This window comes from Stenotrophomonas sp. SY1, assembly GCF_021202945.1.
In the GTDB taxonomy this organism is placed as follows: domain Bacteria; phylum Pseudomonadota; class Gammaproteobacteria; order Xanthomonadales; family Xanthomonadaceae; genus Stenotrophomonas.
Genome location: NZ_JAJOYR010000001.1, coordinates 2309799 through 2331053 on the forward strand (window position 1 = coordinate 2309799; position 21255 = coordinate 2331053).

At 60.4% G+C, this 21255-nt stretch carries 14 protein-coding genes; 12 read left to right on the plus strand and 2 right to left on the minus strand.

The features are described 5' to 3' along the window. Nucleotides 1-58: 58 nt before the first annotated feature. From LR961_RS09765 to LR961_RS09790, 6 genes are all read left to right on the plus strand, one after another. Nucleotides 59-2788 (plus strand): type VI secretion system Vgr family protein, encoded by a 2730-nt coding sequence (locus LR961_RS09765; protein WP_232148655.1) that lies wholly within the window; start codon nucleotides 59-61, stop codon nucleotides 2786-2788. A gap of 85 nt (nucleotides 2789-2873) precedes the next feature. Beyond that, entirely contained in the window at nucleotides 2874-3755 is an 882-nt protein-coding gene (locus LR961_RS09770) for a DUF4123 domain-containing protein (protein ID WP_232149302.1), read from the plus strand. A gap of 11 nt (nucleotides 3756-3766) precedes the next feature. Beyond that, nucleotides 3767-7258, plus strand: coding sequence for a T6SS effector BTH_I2691 family protein (locus LR961_RS09775; protein ID WP_232148657.1), 3492 nt, complete (start codon nucleotides 3767-3769; stop codon nucleotides 7256-7258). Next, on the plus strand, nucleotides 7258-8166 hold the full coding sequence (locus LR961_RS09780) for a DUF6708 domain-containing protein (protein WP_232148658.1): 909 nt from the start codon (nucleotides 7258-7260) through the stop codon (nucleotides 8164-8166). The genes LR961_RS09775 and LR961_RS09780 overlap by 1 nt, the downstream gene beginning before the upstream one ends. 156 nt (nucleotides 8167-8322) lie before the next feature. Then, nucleotides 8323-9231 carry a DUF6708 domain-containing protein gene (locus LR961_RS09785; protein WP_232148659.1) on the plus strand — a complete coding sequence of 303 codons (909 nt, stop codon included), beginning with the start codon at nucleotides 8323-8325 and terminating at the stop codon, nucleotides 9229-9231. A gap of 249 nt (nucleotides 9232-9480) precedes the next feature. Further along, nucleotides 9481-10521 (plus strand): DUF6708 domain-containing protein, encoded by a 1041-nt coding sequence (locus LR961_RS09790; protein ID WP_232148662.1) that lies wholly within the window; start codon nucleotides 9481-9483, stop codon nucleotides 10519-10521. A 299-nt stretch (nucleotides 10522-10820) separates the two neighbouring features. On the opposite strand, the gene LR961_RS09795 is transcribed toward LR961_RS09790, so the two are convergent. Beyond that, nucleotides 10821-11312 (minus strand): hypothetical protein, encoded by a 492-nt coding sequence (locus LR961_RS09795; protein ID WP_232148663.1) that lies wholly within the window; start codon nucleotides 11310-11312, stop codon nucleotides 10821-10823. A 438-nt stretch (nucleotides 11313-11750) separates the two neighbouring features. On the opposite strand from LR961_RS09795, the gene LR961_RS09800 reads away from it, so the two are divergent. The 6 genes from LR961_RS09800 (at nucleotide 11751) to LR961_RS09825 (ending at nucleotide 19949) form a co-directional block, all read left to right on the plus strand. Then, entirely contained in the window at nucleotides 11751-12632 is an 882-nt protein-coding gene (locus LR961_RS09800) for a M15 family metallopeptidase (protein WP_232148664.1), read from the plus strand. Between the two features lie 102 nt (nucleotides 12633-12734). Further along, on the plus strand, nucleotides 12735-12995 hold the full coding sequence (locus LR961_RS09805; protein WP_232148665.1) for a PAAR domain-containing protein: 261 nt from the start codon (nucleotides 12735-12737) through the stop codon (nucleotides 12993-12995). Between the two features lie 42 nt (nucleotides 12996-13037). Then, a complete protein-coding gene (locus LR961_RS09810; protein ID WP_232148666.1) occupies nucleotides 13038-14465 on the plus strand; it encodes a hypothetical protein in 1428 nt (475 codons plus the stop codon). A gap of 17 nt (nucleotides 14466-14482) precedes the next feature. After that, nucleotides 14483-18184 carry a type VI secretion system membrane subunit TssM gene (tssM, locus tag LR961_RS09815; protein WP_232148667.1) on the plus strand — a complete coding sequence of 1234 codons (3702 nt, stop codon included), beginning with the start codon at nucleotides 14483-14485 and terminating at the stop codon, nucleotides 18182-18184. Continuing rightward, nucleotides 18181-19164, plus strand: coding sequence for a type VI secretion system-associated protein TagF (gene tagF, locus LR961_RS09820; RefSeq protein ID WP_232148668.1), 984 nt, complete (start codon nucleotides 18181-18183; stop codon nucleotides 19162-19164). The genes tssM and tagF overlap by 4 nt, the downstream gene beginning before the upstream one ends. A gap of 26 nt (nucleotides 19165-19190) precedes the next feature. Beyond that, nucleotides 19191-19949: an OmpA family protein gene (locus tag LR961_RS09825; protein ID WP_232148670.1), complete on the plus strand. Its 759-nt coding sequence runs from the start codon at nucleotides 19191-19193 to the stop codon at nucleotides 19947-19949. Between the two features lie 24 nt (nucleotides 19950-19973). Here LR961_RS09825 and tssA read toward each other — a convergent pair whose 3' ends face one another. Then, on the minus strand, nucleotides 19974-21038 hold the full coding sequence (gene tssA / locus LR961_RS09830; RefSeq protein ID WP_232148671.1) for a type VI secretion system protein TssA: 1065 nt from the start codon (nucleotides 21036-21038) through the stop codon (nucleotides 19974-19976). Nucleotides 21039-21255 lie beyond the last annotated feature (217 nt).

Sequence of the window (21255 nt, forward strand, 5' to 3'; positions counted from 1 at the left end):
CGTGAACGAACGCATGCCTGAGGGGGCAGGCACGCGTACTGCAAGGCAGGGAATGACCATGGATCTGGCAAGCAACATACTGGCAGCGCTGGCGGGGCCGGCGCATGCACAACGCTTCCTGCGGCTGCATACCGCGCTGGGAAGCGAGGTGCTAGTGGCTGAAACCCTCGATGGCGTCGAGCAGGTCGATGGCCCGGGCTTCCAATGGACCATCACCGCGTTGTCCACCGATGCCGGGTTGGATCTGGGGCCGCTGGTCGGCCAGGCCGCACTGCTTCAACTGCAACAGGCCGACGGCAACCTGCGCCCGCTGCATGGCCGGATCACCGCCGCCGAGCGCATCGGCAGCAACGGCGGCCTTGCCCGCTACCGCCTGCGCCTGCAGCCATGGCTGGCGTTCCTGTCCCAGCGCGTGGACAGCTACGTATTCCACGACAAGACCATCGTGCAGATCGTGGAGGATGTATTCGCCGACTACGGCGTGTTGGCACCGGCGTGGCGCTGGTCGTTGCGTGATGCCAACCAGTACGCGCGGCGCAGTCTGACCACGCAGTACCAGGAGAGCGACCAGGCCTTCGTGCAACGCCTGCTCGCCGAAGAAGGCATCTATTACTGGTTCGAGCACGAGGGGCAACCTTCGGACGCGGACTTCGGCAAGCACACGCTGGTACTGGCCGACCACGGCCACGACGCCACCGATGCGGGCAGCGTGCGTTTCCATCGGCGCGATGAAAGCGAGCGCAGCGACACCGTGCAGCGCTGGGACGTGGCGCGGCGGTGGCGCACCCACCGCGTGGAGCGCGCGACCTGGGACCATCGCACCCTCGAGCGCCGGCAGGCCAGCGCCGCGGCGGAGAGTGCCAGCGACTTCGGCATCGTCGACCGCGACACCGGCGGTCCTTACGGTTGGCAGGACAATGCGCGCGGGCAACGCCGCGCCCAGCAGCACCTGGATGCGCCGCGCGTCCAGACCCACCAGATCGAAGGCGCCGGCCAGTGGCGGGCGCTCGCACCCGGCACCCGGTTTGGCCTGCAGCAGCATCCGCAGGTGCAGGGTGATGCCCGCTTCTTCTGCCTGTCGGTGCAGCACCAGGCACGCAACAACCTGGACGCCGACGTGTTCGATGCACTGGAGCAGTTGCTTGGGCCTGCGGCCATCGCGGTACCGTCGCTGCCTGCCGCACTGGCCGGCACCGCCCAAGCCGATGCAAGCCGCAGCGTGGAGACCGCCTTCTACGACAACCACTTCGTCGCCGTGCCGGCCGAGGTAAGTTACCGGCCGCAGACAGACGATGGCCATGGCGGGCGCCTGCATCCGCGCCCCACCATCACCGGTACGCTCAGCGCCATCGTGGTCAGTGACGGCGAGCCACTGCTGTCCGACCGTGACCACCGCATCAAGGTGCAGTTCCCGTGGCAGCGTGGTGGCAACGGCAGCAGCGGCCGCGATCATCCGGGGGGTGACAACAATGCCAGTGCCGACGGCAACGCCTGGACCTGGGTGCGGGTGATGACGCCCTGGGCCGGCGACAACTGGGGCGGCGTGGTGTTGCCACGGCGCGGCCAGGAAGTGCTGGTGGCCTTCCTGGAAGGCGACATCGACCGGCCCGTGGTGGTCGGCAGCCTTTACAACGGCCGCGGCCAGCAGGATGCACAGCACAACCAGATCAACGGCGGTGGCGCCAACGCCACCGGCAACGCGGCGGCCTGGTTCGAAGGCAACGACCACGCCGCGGTGTTCACCGGCTTCAAGAGCCAGGCGCTGGCCGAAAGCCAGTCGGGCACCGGCGGCTACCAGCAACTGCGCTTTGACGACACCCCCGGCCAAGGCCGCACCCAGCTGTCCACCACCCAGCATGAAAGTGCGCTCACCTTGGGCCATATCAAAGCGGGGCAGGACAACGTGCGTGGTGCCGAGCGCGGCTTCGGCGCCGAGCTTTCCACCCGCGCCCAGGGCAGCCTGCGTGCCGGCAAGGGCCTGCTACTGACCACCGAGCAGGGTGCACAGCAGCTCTCCGCGTCGCAGGCACTGTCGCAGCTGATGGAAGGCCAGAACCTGTTGAAGTCATTGGCCGACTCGGCGAAGGAGCAGAAGGCGCAGCTGCCCAAAGACCAGGACGAACTACCTGCAGACAGAATGCTGAGCGAGTTGCAGGAGCAGCTCAAGGCGACGCAGGGCGGCAGCAGCGGTGGCGCCATTGCCGGTGGCGGCGGTGAGGCGCCGGGTTGGAGTGCGCCGGCACTGCTGGGCAGCGGCGTGGCAGGCGTGCTCAGCCTGACGCCTGCCGACCAGGCCTGGGTGAGCGGCACGCACACCCTGCTGAGCGCGGGCGTGGCCCTGAACTGGATGACGCAGGGTGCGCTTACCCTGGCCGTCGCCAACGGCCTGGTCGTCTATACCGCTGGCCAGAAGGCACGGGGCGAAAGCCCCAACCAGGAGAGCGGCATCGCGTTGCACGCCGCGCAGGGCAAGGTCAGCGCCAGGGCGCACAAGAACCTGGCCAAGGTGGCCGCCAAGACCGACGTACGCATCGCCAGCACCGAAGCGGACGTGCAGTTGTCCGCACCCACCAAGCACCTGCTGGCCAATGCCGCTGGTGCGTACATCCGGATCGAGGGCGACAACATCGAGCTGGGCGCGCCGGGGAAGATCGAGTTCAGGGCGAGTCAGAGGGAGTGGGTTGGGCCGGCGAGTACAAGCGGCTCTCAATCCATTCCGGAAGCCGAGCTGAAAGCATGCCCCACCAAGGATGATGCGGCGGCAGCATCCGGCGCAGCATTTATTTGAAGACATGGATACAAACAGGAATAACAGGTCTATTCATAGGTTCCTAGCCGAGCGAGCTGCTCACTCAGACGACGGACTCGTCGTGATGCTGGACCGTTTTCTAGGCAACAGCGTTGATCTCGATGTATTCGCGGTTCGCGGCTGCGATTCGGCTGAGGTACGTCTAAGGCATCCTGCGTTCACGGATATCAGTCGTACGCCGCTACTGCTTCGTATAAGGCCAGAAGACTCGGATTTGATCGCTCTCGTCCTCGACTGGGCGATGCGTGAGCAGGCTTACCCATATCGGGAGGCGGCGGTCGGGCTGGCTGTGGCGGGGTGGATGGAGACCAGTGCCCCCCTGGAAACCTTGGTCAGACATCTTGCGGCTGCTATGGAGCAGCGCATTGATACATCCGGTCAACTCAGAGTGTTGCGACTCTCTGACCGGCGCGTACTCGAATACGTATGGGAACTGCTGGACTCCGCTCAGCAGGTTTCGTTGTTGGGACCGATCACTGCATGGCACTTCATTGATCGATGTGATGCGGTTCGGAGCATCGGCTGCACAAGTGCTGATCAAGATGATGGCATTCCTCCTGAGTCCCTGCGGCTTAGCCCTGGACAGTGGCTGCAGTTGGAGCAATGCCAGCAGATCCAGGAGATGGCCCGAGGTTGGAGAGGCATGGTTGACGTGCTTCCCCGGAATTATCTTCACCAGCTACGTGCAGCGCTTGCTGCAGCAAAACGTCTCGGCTTGGTTGCCAATCATGATGTTCAACTATTGGCCGCATACATTCTGCAGATTCATCCCTTGCTTGCCAGCCATCACAGGGTAGTTGAGTTGGTTGGACGCTCGATCGTCGAAGGATCCCCGTTGCAGGATGCTTTGGCTGTGATTCCCGATCCCGAGGGTTGGGAGCAGATAAAGAGCGAGTTGGAGTTAATCAAGCCCCAACAATACGCCTTCGATGCGGCGCACACTTAAGGAAAGCGGAAATGTTCGACGGAAACCAGCCAGTAATGACCTACAGCGCCAAGGCCGTCCAAGCCGCCAGCGCTGCAAGCCGGTGCGGCCAAGGCGGATGTCCGTCTTGTGTGAAAACAGGGCTGCCGATACTTGTGGTTAGGCCAGGAGTGGTTGCCAAGCCGTTTATGTCCAACATTCAGGGGCACCTCTCTCCGTTGCTGCAGGGCATTGGTATGCCCAAGCTCAAGTACCTCGACTACGCCGCGCGCACTTTGCGCGAAGGCTACCTGTACGCCTTCTACGAGACGGCGCATACACCGGAAATCAGGGCGCAAGGCGGTTGGCAGGTGAACCTTGTGGATGAAGGCGGTTATCTGACTCCAGTGCCGCTTTCGCCTATTCCACTGGTCGGGGTTGGTGAAGTGCCGCGGTTCTCGTGTGAGCGTACGGCCGGCTACGCTGCTGCGATGTTGTTTGTTATTCCCGATGCGAAGAACACGGGGAGAGTATGGGTGGCGTTCAGTGAGAGCCCTTGGGCTCCCAAGGTTTTGGAACGCTATGCAAAAGATGAGGGCTTGCGAAACAGGAGAATGGCCTGCATCAACGCTCCAGCAGCGTCATGCCCAGCGTCGCTACCGTTTACTGCAGGTTCTGCAGAGCAACTCATCTACGACTATTCGTACACGACCGTGGCATTGGCCGGCGATGCTGGGCCGTACCCGCGCTGGAGCCCACGCATGGCTAGCGGACTCTCCATGGAGCTGAAACTGCCTGGAACGACGCCTCCCCGGGTGCGTTCTGAAGGTGCGCAGGATGTTGTGGTTGCTGCCAAGGAAATGCTATCCCGAGGGCGCAATCAGTATTCCGAATCTGATCTGCTGATGGTCATGGTTGACGATATTGTAGGCATTGCTCATGAAACGGCGGTGCTGCGTACAACCTACTTCAAGAGTGCAAGTGACTACGTTCTTGGTCGTGCCGACGGAAACGCGGAGAAGGCTGACTGGATGCTCAAGTCGGCCCTGAGCATAGAAGGCTTGATGGGAAGCTTGAGGCAGGCAGGCCAACGTAAGCAGCAGGAATACGACGAGGCGGGGTATTCGCGCTATCACAATACGTCGATGATGTACGACGAGTTTGTGCAACTTCAACAGGGTCAGCAGCTTCCAGCTGAAGCGGAGTTTCTGCCAAGTAGGCGAGTGACGGTCTCTGCAGGCGGTCCATTGGCTTCAGGCTATTCTGCTCTCGACTATTCGGTTCCTGGAAGGGTAGTTCTGCCTTCCCCGGTCAACCAGGCGGAGGAACAGTGCGAAAAGCTCCGTAAGAAGCTTCGTGGACGGGGAGCGAAAGCGGACTATCGGAGTTTTCTCGACGCCTACGAGACGCATGCTCGAAGGGACGCGGAGGGAATTCTGGCAATGGAGGGGGATCATTTCGATTGCCTCGATTGCGCCCCGAGAAAATTCCTGTTCGAGTACGACTTCGACGAAGACGATAAGCTCAGCGGCTTCTTCTATGCGTGCACCGCTGCCCGCGTCCTTCATGGCGGCCATATCACCGGCAACACCGCACAGGAGCAGGGGGAGGCTGGCGCCGGCAATCTGGGGAAGGGCAAAGGCGGGGAGTGGTACGCGCGCTACCTTGGCGATGACCCGACCTTGAAGGAAAACATCCTGTTGAGAGCGTTGCTTGGCAATACCTCGCAGGGCTTCAAGGAGTGGCTCGACAAGCGGGACGGGCACTTCGGCATGATGGGCAACGTTCTCGATAATGTTGAGGAACTTTCGAGGAATCCTGCAGCTGCGGGCTGGGTGAGGTTCGGAGGGAAGCATTCAAATGCATTGCGCATGCTTGCTTCCGGGTACGTGTCCGGGTTGCTGCCGATTGTCGGGGGAGCGGCATGTCTGCTTCAGTTGGCAGGGCGCATGACGCCCGTTGCCCTGGCGCGGATGACGAGTTTGATTTCATTGGTAAGCAATGCCGGTGCCCGCCATGCTGGCGCCACTCTGGTCGGCGTCACCATGCCGCTGTACAAGGCGCTGCGCATATGGCGACGGATGATGATAAATGCGCAGGATGCGGCAATCGCCGCAGGACGTGTTACCGCAGCGAAAGGATCGGCGGTCGTCAATTTCAGCAGCATGCTGAAATCGATTGGCGCGACTGCGGCTGCGGATACGTTGGTTGAGGTCTACATGTGGGTGGATAAGGCTCCGCGTGAGATGGAAGCTTGGGCGCAGGCAAATGCGCTGAAGTCGGTTGCGCTGACAGGAGCCATTCGTCAAGGATCGAGAGCGGCCCAGTACGCCATTCGATTGATGCCAGGCGTAATGAGTGGAGCCTGGACTCAGGCGACCCGCCATATCAACGGGGCCACGCTTGCGCAGCTGACAGGGACAAGCGGAAAGGTATTGGCCAATGGAACGGCGATCATGTCCGGTGGTGCCGGGGTTCTTTCTGTTCTTTCGATAATGAAGAACTATGAGCAGTTTTCCAAGGGAAATGAGGCGGAACGGGCGGAGGCGACAATAGGAATTTTGACCGGTTCCCTTGCGTTCGCCGGCGCTGCATTGACGCTGCAGGAGCAGATATATAAGGCGAAGTCTTATGATCTGCGGGCAGCGAATATGAAAATGCTGGCGGGAAGGTTGGTGGCTACAGCGTCGTTTGTAGATGCCGTGGTCAGCGCCGTCAAATTTTTTCAAGCGAAATCGCGCGGAGACTATGCGGCTTCGGGAGTTTTGGCACTCCAGGCATTTGTGTTGGCCGGCGCCGGCGCCGCGGCATGGGCTGCAGCTGTTGGTTCGTCAGCAACGATCCTTGGAATTGGAATGACGGGCTGGGGCTTGATTTTGGCTCTGGTTGGCGTGGGTTTGACATTTGTCTACTATTATCTAAAAAATTCCCCGCTGGAGGATTGGGGAGCTAGGTCTATATGGGGGGCCAATTCTGGCGGCGGGTTTAAGGGTTTGGCGGATGAGCAGTTGAATTTGAATATGCTGCAGTCCGGCGCTAAGTTTGAGTTCGAGGATAGGCTGTTTACGGATATGAATACTCCTGGTGGTAAAGGGATATTCTCCAATATAACGCCATGGATGGTTCTTAAGAATATACTCGGCGATAAAGATCGCCTGAAGCGAGGAGGGGTTCGTGAGGGCTGGGTTAGGATCACTATGCCCAGTGAACTCAAGAGTACGGTCCGCATTTGCATAGGGGTATATGCAAGAAAGACTTTTAGTAGGCATATGGTGTTGGCCGGGGCATATTTGCCTGGTGATATGCCCTTGGGTGCTCTCATGGATGAGTACCCGGATGTTGTAGATATTCGCGGGGAAGTTATCGACACTGGAATTCAGAAGGATGAAAGCGGAGCTTTCGAGTTGGTGACGGCATACGGAATTCCTAATTTCAGGTACACAGACGCGCACGCAGTTATTTGGTTGCAAGAGATGGATGAAGATGCCGGTAACTTTGCGAAATCTTCGTTCAAGATAAGGTTGACGGACGGCGGGGATTCGTGATGCTCAGAGAGACAACAGTAGCGGTGTGGAAGAGCGCTGAGCCGGAAGTGGTATTTACACCGGAGCTTTTCAAAGAGAACGCTCATGCGCGGCGGACACCATTTCGCGTCCTGCCACCGGATCATAGTGTGTCATTGAGTGTCGATCCGGTTGCTTTTGATGCTGTGCTGCGAGTCCATCCCGATGCATTGGAAGTTGGGACCGTTCGTGGTGAGTACTCGAAAGATATCAAGTGGTCGAAATTTTCAGCGTTCTTTATGTGGGCATTTGGCATTTTTTCGCTCGCAATAATGCTTCTGTCGGTTGGGAGGGGGGGGGAGGTCAACCCTCTTTATGAACTGTACATTGTTGGTCTATTTGGCTTCATGTCATACTTTATGCTTTGCTTTGGTTCCTATTTTTGGCGATCGGCGAAAGTTAATTCTCTGGATGATCCTGTTATGTTCAACAGGAAGTCCAGGCTCGTTTATGTTCTTCCGTATTTGAAGGGGGGCTTCTTTAAGTTCTGGGTGAGCGGCTCTCATGGTGCGCCCGTCTCCTACAGGTGGGATGATCAGATCAGGGCGCGCATCTACAGCTACATCTATTTCCGGGGGGCGAACCTCGCTTCCGAAGGTTTCGAGCTGGGCTTGCTGGCGATCCGCGAGGGAACCGGTAACGAAGTCGAGCACCTGATTCAGCTGGGCGTCCAATCCAATGGCTTCGACAGCACACAGTTGGCGCTGTGGGAGCACATCCGCCAGTACATGGAGGAAGATGGTCCGCCGCTGCAGCCAGGCGACAAGCTGCGCGCAACGGATCTGTCGCGTGTCCCAGAATTTCCACCTGAAATTGTTGCTGCAGCCGGTGGCCCGGCATTGGATCAGGAAGCTATCGATCAACTGGTACAGCAGAAGGCAAGGCCATAGTCAGGCAGGCGGGGCGCATCATCCGTCCGTTCACTGTAATGCAAGGATGCATAGCGGCTTATGCTGGGTTCTTTGGAGGAGAGAGGCAGTGCTGATCGTTGAATATCCCCGGGAATCAGGCGGGGCGACGTCGCTCGCTAATGGATGCGATCCTTAATGCTCAGAGAGACAACAGTAGCGGAATGGAAGAGTGCTGAGCCGGAAGTGGTGTTTTCGTCCGAGCTTTTGAAGAATAATGCTCACGCACGACGCGCCCCATTTCGTATTCTTCCTTCGGATCACGGTGAGTCATTGAACGTCGATCCTGTCGCATTTGATGCTGTACTGAGGGTTCATCCCGATGCTTTGGAGGTGGGTACGATTCGTGGTGAGTATGCTAAAAATGTCATGTGGTCCAAGTTTTCGGCATTTTTCATGTGGGGTGGCGCACTATTTGTTTTCTCATGTGTGCTGTGGCTGAATATTACTTCGAGTTTTTCATTTTCAGGTGCCGCTCTATTTGTTTCGTCTTTGTTCTGTTTTACATCTTATTCTCTTTTTTGCTTTGGTTGCTATTTTTGGCGTCTGGTGAAGTTGAGTTCGCTAGATGATCCGGTAATGTTTAATCGTAGGTTGAGGTTGGTTTATATTCTTCCTTATGTGAAAGGTGGATTCTTTAAGTTCTGGGAGAAGGGCTCGCATGGAACGCCTATCTCCTATAAATGGGATGATCAGATTCGCGCGCGCATCTATAGCTACATCTACTTTCGAGGGGCGAACCTTGCTTCCGAAGGTTTCGAGCTGGGCTTGCTGGCGCTCCGCGAGGGAACCGGCAACGAAGTCGAGCATCTGATCCAGTTGGGTGTCCAATCCAATGGCTTCGATAGCACACAGTTGGCGCTGTGGGAGCACATCCGGCAGTACATGGAGGAAGACGGTCCGCCGCTGCAGGCAGGCGACAAGCTGCGCGCAACGGATCTATCGCGTGTTCCAGAGTTTCCACCTGAGATTGTTGCCGCAGCCGGTGGCCCGGCATTGGATCAGGAAGCTATCGATGAGCTGGTGCGGCAGAAGGCACGGGTATAGTTCGGTGGCTGGCTGCGCGATGAGTGCCTCAACGAATCCAGCTTCCCGACATTACGTCGTTCGCACACCAGTATCGGAAGTTGACAACGTGACTGCGCCGAAGAGCGATCCCAAACAGCACTCATCAGTATCGAAGTCCCTATCCCATCGCTACTCACCTGAGGGGCGTCGCCCAACCATGGCCGGTTTGATTCGAGAGATACACAGAAGGAGCCGTACAATGCGATGTTTCCTGCAGCAGGGTACCGCATGAGTCAGTTCGCAGGCTGGCTTGCCCAGCGATATCGCAACAACCGTACTCTTTCCGAGTATGAGAAGGCTGCCAATGTGCGGCAGTTCAACTCGTCCACCTTTGCACCTCTGGATCAGGGAATCATCGCAATTGACGATGGCTGCATAGAGTATGTCGATCGACATTTTCTCTATCGAGGTTGGGCGGCAATGGGCGGGAGCGTCTTTGTCGCTATGGCGTTGGTATTCATACTCGCTATTTTGCACGCAACGACTTTCCAGGCTCTGCCCGGGCAGCCGCTCGAGTCAGACGTTGTCTACACGATCGGTGGTTTGATCGCGCTGGTGCTTGCGTTCGCGGGTTTCATCTGCTGGAAGCTTCTGGGGCGGGATATCTTCCGATATCAGTACTACCCCATCCGCTTTGATCGGGATGCCAGACAGGTTCACGTATTTGTCGGTGGTCGCGACAAAGCTATTTCGGTGCCGTGGCAGGATGTAAATTTCGTCATCGGCAGAGACAAGCCGATGGGCGCCGGAGAAGGCTTCACATATGACCTCAGGGGTCTGGTGATGCGAGGCGATCAGGTGATCCATACATTCGCGGTCGGCTCGGATAGTGGTCCGAATCCGGCCATCTCGCTCGCGCATTGGGAAATGATCAGGCGTTTCATGGAGGAGGGACGTTCCGCGTTACCGTTTCCGCCGCTGCAGCTATACACGTCGTTGGAGCCCAGCTTTCGGAACGCCTTCATCATTCACGTATCCTCTGGCGGCGAAGGTCGTATTGGGATCGCGCTGCCGATCACATTGCCATGGGCGTTCTTCCGCTTCCTGGCGATGAAGCTATGCCGAAAGCCGATCTGGCCGAAGAGCATCGTCCACCGAGGGACGCCCGCTGGCCCCGCTCTTCGGGCGCCGTTGGTGTACGGCCGGGTCAATCATGCTGGCGGACGGGCCGATGAGATGGAGCGGTTCTGGAAAGAGTCGATCAACGCAGCCAAGGCCCGCAATGAGGAGGTGCGGGAGCAGCTTGAGCGGGCGTCAGCCAGCGCTTGAGGCGAGCACTTCGCGCCTGGCGATTCTAGTTCGAGGGACTGAGCAAGGAAGCGTGGTGTAGAAGGGTTCGACGCGTGGATTCCTATGGGCGGGTGCAATGGACCAGCGACGAGTTACGCAGACCCATGGATGCTCCTCCGATGAGCGCCCGCTTCAGCTCTTGAAGCAATGACCACGTCAAATCGCCATGCGATTGCTCGCGCATGGCCCATTTCGCTGTGTCGAACACGCAGCGCATTGGTCAGAGGATATGTAACCAATAGCGCGGCAACTTCATGCGGGGCCTGCTGGCCCCGCCTTCACATCGCAGGGCAGGCCGGGTCCTTTCCGGTGACGTTGGCGCATACGCGGCGGCGACACTCCAGGCCCTGCATGGTGTTGGCGCCCGGGCAGCGACGCAGCTGTGCCTGGATGCTGGATTCGGTCGAGGCCGACTTCTTGCTGGCGACCTGGTCGAAGGCGGTACGCTCGTCTTCGGCGTGCTGCTGCTGGTCAGCTTCGATCTTTGCGATCAGGTCATCCATGGTGCGCGGCTGCTGTGCTGCCGGCTTGGGCTTCTCGTCTTCCTTGATGATGCCCAGCAACGTCCCCAACAGGTTCTCGTCGCTTTTGTTCTTGGTACCAGCACCGGCAGCGCCTTGCGCACGACGCGCAGGGGTTGCCTGCCTCGTCGCCGGCGCCCCGGTAGCCGGGCCTGCAGGGGCAGCCGCCGTTGAAGCAGTCGAATCGGCTGAGAGCGCGTCCAGTGGATTGCCTTGGGCTGGCGCTGCATCGTCGGCGTTGACGATCATTGCTGCACCATCATTTGGGGACGCAACCGGCGCAACAGGGTGGCCACTGGGCGCATGGCTTTCAGGCGTCAGCGAGTAGTCGTCGCGATCGGTCTGCGTGCCAACACTGATCAGCACCCATGCAAGCAGCGCCGTAGCGACAATCGCAATGCCTGCGATGAGCGGCCATCTTCTGCGTGGGCCAACATGCACCCGCGTGCTCTGCGCACGCGGAGATGCAGGCGCCTGCCTGCCTTCCATGTCAGCCAGGATCCGGCCCGAGTTCGGGGCTTGCGCCTTTGCCTGCTCTCCGCCTGAGAGAAGACTTGGCCGATTGATTCCGCCATTATTCAAGTGCATCCAGCCCTTGGTTTGAGTCGACTTCTGCCGAAGCGAGTGGGTGCATTCTTAGGGGATGCTTTTCGTCGCGTCAACCTATCGGCCTTCATGGAGGAACTAGTGTCAGTAGTTGCCGGTGCAGCCATTGCGGCTTTTCTGTTGGTGGTCGTGGTCTGTTGGGCCTTGCTATTCCCCGATGCAGTGGCCTCATTGCATGAGCGTTTCATCGGCAGACGGACCAACTCCCGCAAAGAAAGAGTTGCATATCAAGGAGACGATGAGAAACCCATCACTAAAACGCCTATTCCGTTTCGTGAGGGCGGCGAGGTAGGGCGTGGATGGTTAGGCCGACATTGGCATGTTTTGACCGTTGCAATTGCATTGTTGGCAGTTCCACCGGTAGTCATTCTGATGACGCGCCAGACGGTCGTGCTGGCGGACTTTCGCGACGATGATCTTTCCCAATCTGGAACGATGGTCGCGCAGTTGTTGCGCGGCGAGCGGCTCACACCACCGCCGCCACCGCCGCCGGAGGTTTTCACTACGCAGGAGGTGCGGCGCCTACACCCGGAGATCGTTACAGCTGATCGCAAATGGGACCAGATCGATCGGGATCTGCAGCAACGCGTGCTTGCCATCTATGAAGTCATGCGTCGGCAATATGGCTACGAGATGGTCCTGATCGAGGGCTACCGAAGCCCGGAGCGGCAGGCGGAGTTGATGGCAGGTGGCAAGGCAACACGCGCCGGAGCCTGGCAAAGCTGCCATCAATATGGACTTGGCGTGGACAGCGCACCGATACGCGATGGCAAGCTGCAGTGGGATATGAACGATGATTGGACCCGGCGTGGGTATTATCTGTACGGTGAGCTGGCGGCACAGGCCGGGCTGGAGTGGGGCGGCAATTGGCGGAGCATCAAGGACTACGTTCACGTAGAGATGTCTGACAGATGCAGGGTCGCTCGTGCTGCCAAGCGCATGGAATTGTCGCAACGAGGGTGATAAGAACCCCTGACTGCTGGTATCGTTTTGGAATGATGGCCCGGGTTGCTGCAGATGCAGCGATGGAAAGACCGGTTCACACAGGATCATGGAGCGTGATGTATGGCACGACCGTTCATAGTTGTCGGTGACAAACTGTCGCACGGCGGGAACGTGGTTTCCGGTGCGGAACAAACCGATATTGCAGGAAAGCCCGTATCACGGGTCGGGGATCGTGCCGTTTGTTCTATGCATGGTTCGACAACCATCGTCAGCGGCGACAGTACCGTCGTGATAGATGGGCAAGCGGCAGCGCGTGAAGGTGATCGCACCGCGTGCGGGGCAACATTGATTTCCTCACAGACCACGACCGGACTGGGTTGAACCGGGCGGTCTCACAGGAGCGCGCATGGAGCAGAGCGACTGATGGCGGGATGGACAGGCAAGGCCGCTTCGGTGGTTCTGGTGTTTCTTGCAACCTGGGGTGGCGCCATCATGTACTGGCGCGGCAGCGGTGCCGTGCCCAGCGGTATGGACATGCTGTTGTATCTCGGCCTGTTGCCTGCCGGCGTGAGCAGCGCAGGCTTCGCGGTGAACGGCCTCGTTCGCCAGGGCGTGGGCAAAGCGCTTGATATGACCAGTGCGAATCCGGCCGAAGCGGCGCCCGCCACTTCGACAGGCGCCGCTCATGCAGAAGCACCGGGTTCCATCGCGGTGTTGGCTGGCGAAATCAATCTTGGCGTGGGAATGGACGCGGCCACATTGCTGGCGACCAGCGTGGCGCCGCCACGCCCGGTGTTGAGCAGCCGTTTTCGTGATGCGCAGAACCTTCCCATTCGCGTGAGTGCGGCCGACGGGCTTGATGAGTTCGACGTGCTTGGTGAGCGTGAGAATGGCATCGATACAACTGCGCGTGAGCGCCGTGCATTGGCATTGCTGGCGCCGGTGCTGGATGAATTGTCCAGCCGTGTAGCCAGCCTGCTTCCGCAGGTCGCGGCCAGCGAGGAAGTGGTGGTAGCCGGCTTGCGGCGCAGTGATGAGCGGCGCCTTGACTGCGTGTTGACCGTTGAACTGCTGCTCGAGCCTGGCTGGTCAGACGCGTTGCTGCACTGGGTGCGCGACTGGCTCACCCATCGGTTGGTGGAGACGGGAATCGATACGCGGCGCTTCGAGGTGAACATCAACCTCGTCAGCGATGGAGTTGATGTCTGGCGGCATGTCCAGCAACTGGCGGGAACGCTTTCGAACACAACGGAACGTTGGCATCTGCTGCTCGCGTGCGGGTCTTCCATTGATCTGGATGTCATCCAATCCTGGCTGGCGAATGGCCAGTTGGCGACCTCGCGAAACCCCGGGGGCAGGGTGCCGGGCGAGGGCGCAGCGGGTGTTCTGTTTGCCAGCCCGGATCTTGCCCAGCAGGATGGCGCGAAGCTCTGGAAGCCGCGAGCGCTTGATGACGGAGGCACGTCTTCGGCACGCGCGGGCGAGCGTCGGCGCCAGCTTGTCGGGGCTGCGGAACAGTGGAAGCAATCGCTGGAACCAGAGGCCACTGCCATCCAGTTCGTTATCCACGACGCAGCTCCTGGTGACGACAGTGTGGTGGACGCGGCGCTGCTGACGGCCGCGTTGAACCCGGATCTGGATTTTGGTGCTGGAAGCCTCGCCCTGGTGGCAAGCGCAGGCGAACTTGGCTCGGTGCTGCCCGTCGTGCAGCTGGCGCTCGCCTTCGAGCAGGTCCGCCGCAGCACGGAACCGGCGTTGGTGTTGGCGGGCAGTGGGTCACTGTCGCGTCTATTGGCTTTGATGAGCGCTTCTTCATCACATCAGGCGGCTGATCTGCCGTCAGTCACTTGAACCTTGGATTCCCCCGCATGAGTTTGAGCAATTTCAGTTATTACCTGCGCGACTACCGGCTATGGATGGTGCTGGGCCTGATCGGTGCCAGCGGACTGGCCTGGTATGGCGAAGCCGAGGCCAGGGAGATCGGGACCTGGGCGGCAATCGCGCTTGCTGCGTTGCTGCTGCTGGCATTGATCATATGGTCGATCAAGCGCCTGTTGGCACGACGCGCAGCCAGGAAAGTGGAGGCGTTGGTCCAGGGCGAGGCCGATCGTGCGGTAGCCAATGCGCAGCCTGCACAACGTGCTGATACGGAGGCTCTGCGCCAGCGGATGCTGGAGGCGGTCAAGCAGATCAAGTCCTCGCGCATGGGGATGCTCAAGGGCAACGCCGCGCTGTATGAGCTGCCCTGGTACGTGATCATCGGCAACCCTGCGGCAGGCAAGAGTTCGGCAATCCTCAACTCGGGGCTGCAGTTCCCCTTCGAGGACAACCGCAGCAACGTCGTGCAGGGCATCGGCGGAACCCGCAACTGCGACTGGTACTTCACGACCAATGGCATCGTGTTGGATACCGCCGGGCGTTACTCGGTGAGCTCTGAAGACCGCATGGAGTGGCTGACCTTCCTGGGGCTGCTGAAGAAGAACCGTCCGCGTGCACCGATCAATGGCGTGATCATCGCCGCCAGCATCGCCGAGCTGTCCGGCGGCAAGCCTGAGTTCGCGATGGAGCTGGCCAAGAATCTGCGTCAGCGCGTGCAGGAAATCACCGAGCAGCTGGAAGTGTTCGCACCGGTGTACGTGTTGTTCACCAAGGCGGACCTGATCGCGGGCTTCAGCGAGTTCTTCCGCAATCTGGATCCCGGTGAGCGCGAACACGTATGGGGCGCCACGTTGCCGTTCGACGCACACCAGCAGACGGACGCGCTTGCAGCATTCGATGCGCACTTCGACGATCTGGCCGAGGGCATGAAGGAGATGAGCCTGACCCACATGGCGATGCAGCGGGGCCGTGAAGTGTCCCCCGGTCTGCTGTCATTGCCACTGGAGTTCGTGGGCATCAAACCGGCGCTGCGAACGTTCATCGCCACGCTGTTCGAGGACAACCCGTATCAGTTCAAGCCGGTGTTCCGTGGCTTCTACTTCAGCAGTGCACTGCAGGAAGGCCGTTCGGTCCACCATGCGTCAGAGCGGGTGGGGCGGCAGTTCGGGCTGCAGCGAGGCTCCAACGAGGACATTGCGCCGACCGGACAGACAGCCTTCTTCCTCAAGGATCTGTTTCGCAAGGTGATCTTCGCCGACCGCGAACTGGTCCGGCAGTACTCCAGCCCACATCAGAACCGTCTGCGTTACGGCGTGTTCCTTGGCGCCGTGGGCGTGCTGGCGCTGGCTCTGGGCATGTGGACCTGGTCGTACACCACCAATGCGCAGCTGGTGGAGAACGCCACCAAGGACCTGCAGCAGGCTGTGCAGGTGCAGAAGGACCGCCTGGACCTGAAATCGCGCATCGATGCCCTGTTGTTGCTGCAGGATCGCATGGAACAGCTGGACCGTTACCGCAAGGAAGGCGGCATCACCACCAGCCTTGGCCTGTATCAGGGCGACGCCATCCGCGAGAAGCTGCTGCGTGAGTACAACCACGGCATGCAGCAGGTGATGCTGGCACCGACGGTGTCCAACCTTGAGAACTACCTGGGCCAGGTGGTCGCCCAACGCGACACGCTCGGCCAGGCGGGCCCGGCGGTAGCCGATGGCGAGGTGCTTTACCAGAACGCCTCGCCGACCAACACCAACGATGCCTACAACGCACTCAAGACCTACCTCATGCTCGGCAATCCGAAGTATGTGGAAAGCGCACACCTGTCGCAGCAGCTGACGTTGTTCTGGCGCAACTGGCTCGATGCCAACCGCGGCCAGATGAGCCGCGAGGAAATGGTGCGTTCGGCCGAGAAGTTGATGACGTTCTACGTGGCGCAGGCAGGCCAGCCAGGCTGGCCGCATGTCCAGAACAAGGTGACGCTGGTATCGGACAGCCGCGAGGCGCTGGGCCGCGTGATGAAGGGCCAACCGGCCATGGAGCGGGTGTTCGCGCAGATCAAGGCGCGCGCCGGCGCGCGTTTTGGCACGGTTACCGTAGACGGGTTGATTGGTGAGGAGCGCAATGGGCGCCTGATCAACGGCAATTACGCCATCTCGGGTGCCTTCACCCGCAAGGCGTGGGAAGACTACGTGCAGGACGCCATCAAGGAAGCGGCCAACACGCAGCTCAGTACCACCGACTGGGTGCTGGGTACCACCGAACAGAGCGATCTTTCCCTTGCTGGCAGCCCGGAGCATGTTTCGCGTGAACTGGTTGGCCTGTACAAGCAGGAATATGCGCGTGAATGGGGCAAGTTCGTGAAGGGCTTGAGTGTTGCCGAATTCACGACTTTCGACCAGGCCGCGGCCAGCATCAACCGGCTGGGTGATGCCAGCACCTCGCCGTTGCGGGCACTGCTGGAGCGCATCAACGAAGAGACGGTGTGGGACAACCCAGCGGCACAGGCGCAGTCGGGCAAGGCCCGCAAGGGCTTCGTTGCCTGGTTCCAACGCACCATCCTGCGCAAGGATCCAGCCGCTGCGGCAGCCGCGCAACCGGTCGGCCCGGTAGGCAAGGCGTTCGAGGGTATCGCGCGACTGACCACCGAGCGTGGTGACCAGCCTGCGGTGATCAAGGTGTACTTCGATGCACTGGGCAAACTGCGGGCCCGCCTCAACGCGATCAAGAGCCAGGGCGACGTCGGTGTTGGCGCGCGCAAGCTGATGCAGGACACCCTGAGCAACGATGGCTCGGACCTGAGCGTTGCACTGGCGCTGGTGGACGAGCAGGTGCTGACCGGACTGGATGATGGTCAGCGCGAAGCGCTGCGTCCGCTGCTGTTGCGCCCGTTGACGCAGACCTTCAGCGCGCTGGTGGCGCCAACGGAAGCGGAGGTCAACAAGACCTGGAAGGCGCAGGTATACGACCCCTTCAAGGCACGCATAGGCCAGCAATACCCGTTCAACCTGAACTCCGACGTGGATGCGGCCGCTAGCGACATCGCCACGATCTTCGGCGCCAGCGGCAGCATCGCCAACTTCAACAAGGAAGCGCTTGGCACGCTGGTCATCCAGCGCGGACCGCTGCTTGAGGCGCGTCGCTGGGCGGGCATGGGCATCAACCTGTCAGCGGAGCTGGTGGCCAACTACGGCAACTGGGTGGGCGGGGCCGCTAGCGGCGCCGCGCAGGACACGACGATCTTCGAGATCCTGCCGTCACCCGCGGCCGGTGCTGTTGAATACACCATCGAGATTGATGGCCAATCCCTGCGCTACCGCAACACGCCGCCACAATGGACCACCATGCAGTATCCGAACGTCGGGCAGATTCCGGGGGTGAAGATATCCGCGGTGACCGGTGACGGGCGAGCCGTGGAGGTGTTCAACGCACCGGGTACCAACGGATTCAAGCGTCTGATGTCCGAAGGCAAGTACGAGCGCATGGATGATTCCAGCCGCATCACCTGGGAGAACGATGGCGTAGCGGTGACGGTTGAAATGCGCATCGTTCGCCGTGCGGGCGCCGGTTCCGATGGCGGCGATTGGCAGCGCGGCCAGCAGTTGCCCGAGACAGTGGCCGGTGGTGCACCGGTAGCGCAGCAACCGCAGGCGCAGCCGGCGGTCTCGGCCGCCGCACAACAGGGAGGTGTGCAATGAATCGAGCGGTGAACGCCGGGGTGTCGTACTTCGGCAAGGTGCCTTCGCGCGGCGATTTCGTGCGTACCAGCGACAACCATCAGCTGCTCGGGTGGCTGGACCGCTGGGCCGGCGAAAGCCTGGAGCTGTTGAGCCAGCACCCCGACTGGAAGCAGCGTTACGACGCAGCGCCGGATATCCACTACGCTTTCCTCGGCTCCCGCAGCAAGGCAGTGCTGTGTGGGCACCTGCTGGCCAGCCGTGATGCCTCCCAACGCCGCTTCCCCTTGCTGTCGGTCGTTCGTCTCGACGCCACGGATCCGTTGCCGTTCATCGGGCGCAGCCCCTTGGCCATGTCCAATGCATGGTCGGGCCTGGCGCGTCTGGCACGCCAGGCGTACCAGGACACCGATGCAACCGATGCCCTGTCGCGCTTGGGTGATGCGCGTTTCAGCATCAGCACCGAGGCCGACGATTACAACGGCAGCTTCCAGGACTTCATGGAAGGCTGCACGGTGGGCGAGCTTGAGCAGCGCCTGCGCGACGCTGGCCATGGCGACGTGTCGTTGAAACACATGCTGCCAGCGATGGGCATGCTGCTGCAGCCGGTGCTCAGTGGTGGCGATGTGCACATCGACAAGGCTCTGGTGCTGCCGCTCGTCAGGGATGCCGTTTACCGGCCACTGATCGCCGCATTCTGGCTGGACATGATTTCCAGTTTCGTGGCACGTGGGGATTTCGAACTGTCGGTGTTGCTGCGCAACGACGCCACGCCGTCGATGGTGGTCGGCTTCAACGGTGCTGACCGGCAGGTGCTGCGTGCGGTGCTGGACCCGGCCGACGACAGCGGCTTCCTGATCCATCTCAAGCATGCCGATTGGGTGGAGGAGTACCTCGGCAGCGACTACAACCTCAATCGGCTTGGCAGCTTCCTGGATCGCGATGATCTGGCGCTGGCTACCGCACGCAAGCTGTTCGGCGAGACTTTCCTGGGAACATGATGATGGCTTTCTTCAGAAAAACCGGCATGACGATGTTCCTGCTGCTCGCGGCTGCTCCGGCGCTGGCGCAGAACACGGCTTCGTCAGCAGCAGCGGGCGAGCGTCCGGTCGTCATTGAAGGCGTGGTGCCGGACCAGGCCACCAAGGCGAAGCTGCTGACCAACCTGCGGGCCGTCTACGGCGCGGATCGCGTGGTCGACCGCGTCCAGGTGGAGAGCATCGCAACTCCGCCGAACTGGGGCGATTACGTCGCCGGCATGATCAATCCGGGGCTGAAGCGCGTTTCACCTGGGAAGCTCGAGGTGAACGGCCAAGCCGTGCGGATCAGCGGCGAGGTGGGCAACGAAGCACTGCGGCAGCAGGTGGTCAGCGACCTTAGCCTGGCCAGCAACACCTCGTACACGGTGACCAACGGCCTGAAGGTGGGCTCACAACAGAGCGTGCTCGACCAGACGCTGGCCAACCGCATCATCGAGTTCCAGAGCGGCAGTGCGAAGCTCACGCCGTTCGGCATGAGCATCCTGGATGAGATGGTGGCCAAGATGGCGCAGATGCCCGACAGCCGTTTCCTGATCATCGGCCACACCGACAACGTGGGGCAGCGGGAATCCAATCTGTCGTTGAGCCACGCGCGTGCGCTGGCAGTGAAGAACTACATGATGGCCAAGGGCATCCCGGCCAGCCACATGGATGTACTCGGCAAGGGGCCGGATGAGCCGGTTGCCGACAACACAAGCAACGACGGCCGCGCCCGCAACCGCCGTATCGAGTTTAAGATCCAGTAACGCCGAAGCGACGGAACGGAGGGCTTAGTAGCCCTCCGTGTCCTGGTTCACGTCCAGCATTTCTTCCATCTGGTCCAGCGTGGACTGGTCCTTGACGACGCGCTTGAGCCAGACGTGCAGCGGCATCTCGCCCCAGCGCGCTGCCTTCTCCGCGAGATAGGCAACCGGGCTGTGTGGCTCGGTGCGGCGGAAGAACTCGGCCACCTGGCGCAGTTGCTGCAGCGCCTCCTTGCGTGAAGCCGGCGCACCGCCAGTGCCGCGCGGCGCATTGCTGGCCGGCGCATCAGACATCGCCATGCTGGCCGCGAAGGGGATGTTATCAGTGGCTGCCACGTCTTGGATTTCGCCGTCGAGCAACATTCCGGCTTCACGCGCAAAACGGTGGGCAGTACGTTGGATGTGATCCAGCTGTTCACGCACCGCGCTGAAGCTGGGGCCGTCCATTCCAAGCCGGTTGTCGACAGCATTCTGCAGTTCGGTCAAGGCCGCGCTGCAATCGGGAAGAGCCTCGAACAACTGCCGATAGAAATCGTGGCTGGTATCACGACGAGCCGCTTCCAACAGGTCCAGCCCGGGGCGACCGTCATCCGGCTCGCCGCTGTTCGCACGTGCATGGGCATGTTCGAAGTCAGCAATGCTGAATCGGCCCTGCGGTGCAGCAACGATGTGGACATTGCGTAGCCATTGCAGCGAGTTGGTCAGCAGCCAGCTCAAGTTGCCAATGCGCTCTTCCTGGTCGCCGTCATAGGCCAGCGGATGCACTTGCTCCCAGTAGCTGTCGCACAACCCGGCGATCGTGCGGTAACCACCGGAAAGGCCGGTGAATCCATTCAACTGGGTGTTGGCTTCACATAACCAGCCGGCCAAACGCAGGTCCTTTGTGCGGGACTGCAGCAGGTCGGTGCAGTCGCGCAATACGCCTTGCCAGTCAGCGTATTTGATGTCCGTCTGCCATGCGCCCTGATCCAAAGTGGGATCGTCGGCACGTCGTTTTTCGATGATGCGGTCAAATTCAGCGGAGAACGAAAGGTCTTCGCCTGTAGGCGCGTTGTCCGAAATCGGGGCCAGCAGGGCTTCCTGATCCAGCATGGCAAATCTCACTAGGGGTTGTCCGGCGATTCTAGCGTGGTGCAATGCATCCGGTGTTCATCGGGTGCGCGCTTGTTATTTCATCGCGTGATTAATGCGAACAGCTTTCTGTTCACCCATTCATCCGGCTGGCGTGCCCGTGAAGCCGAGTGGACATTTGCGGTAATGGTTTTCTGGTAAGTTCCAGTTCTGGAAAATCGACAAAATGCCGCGTTTC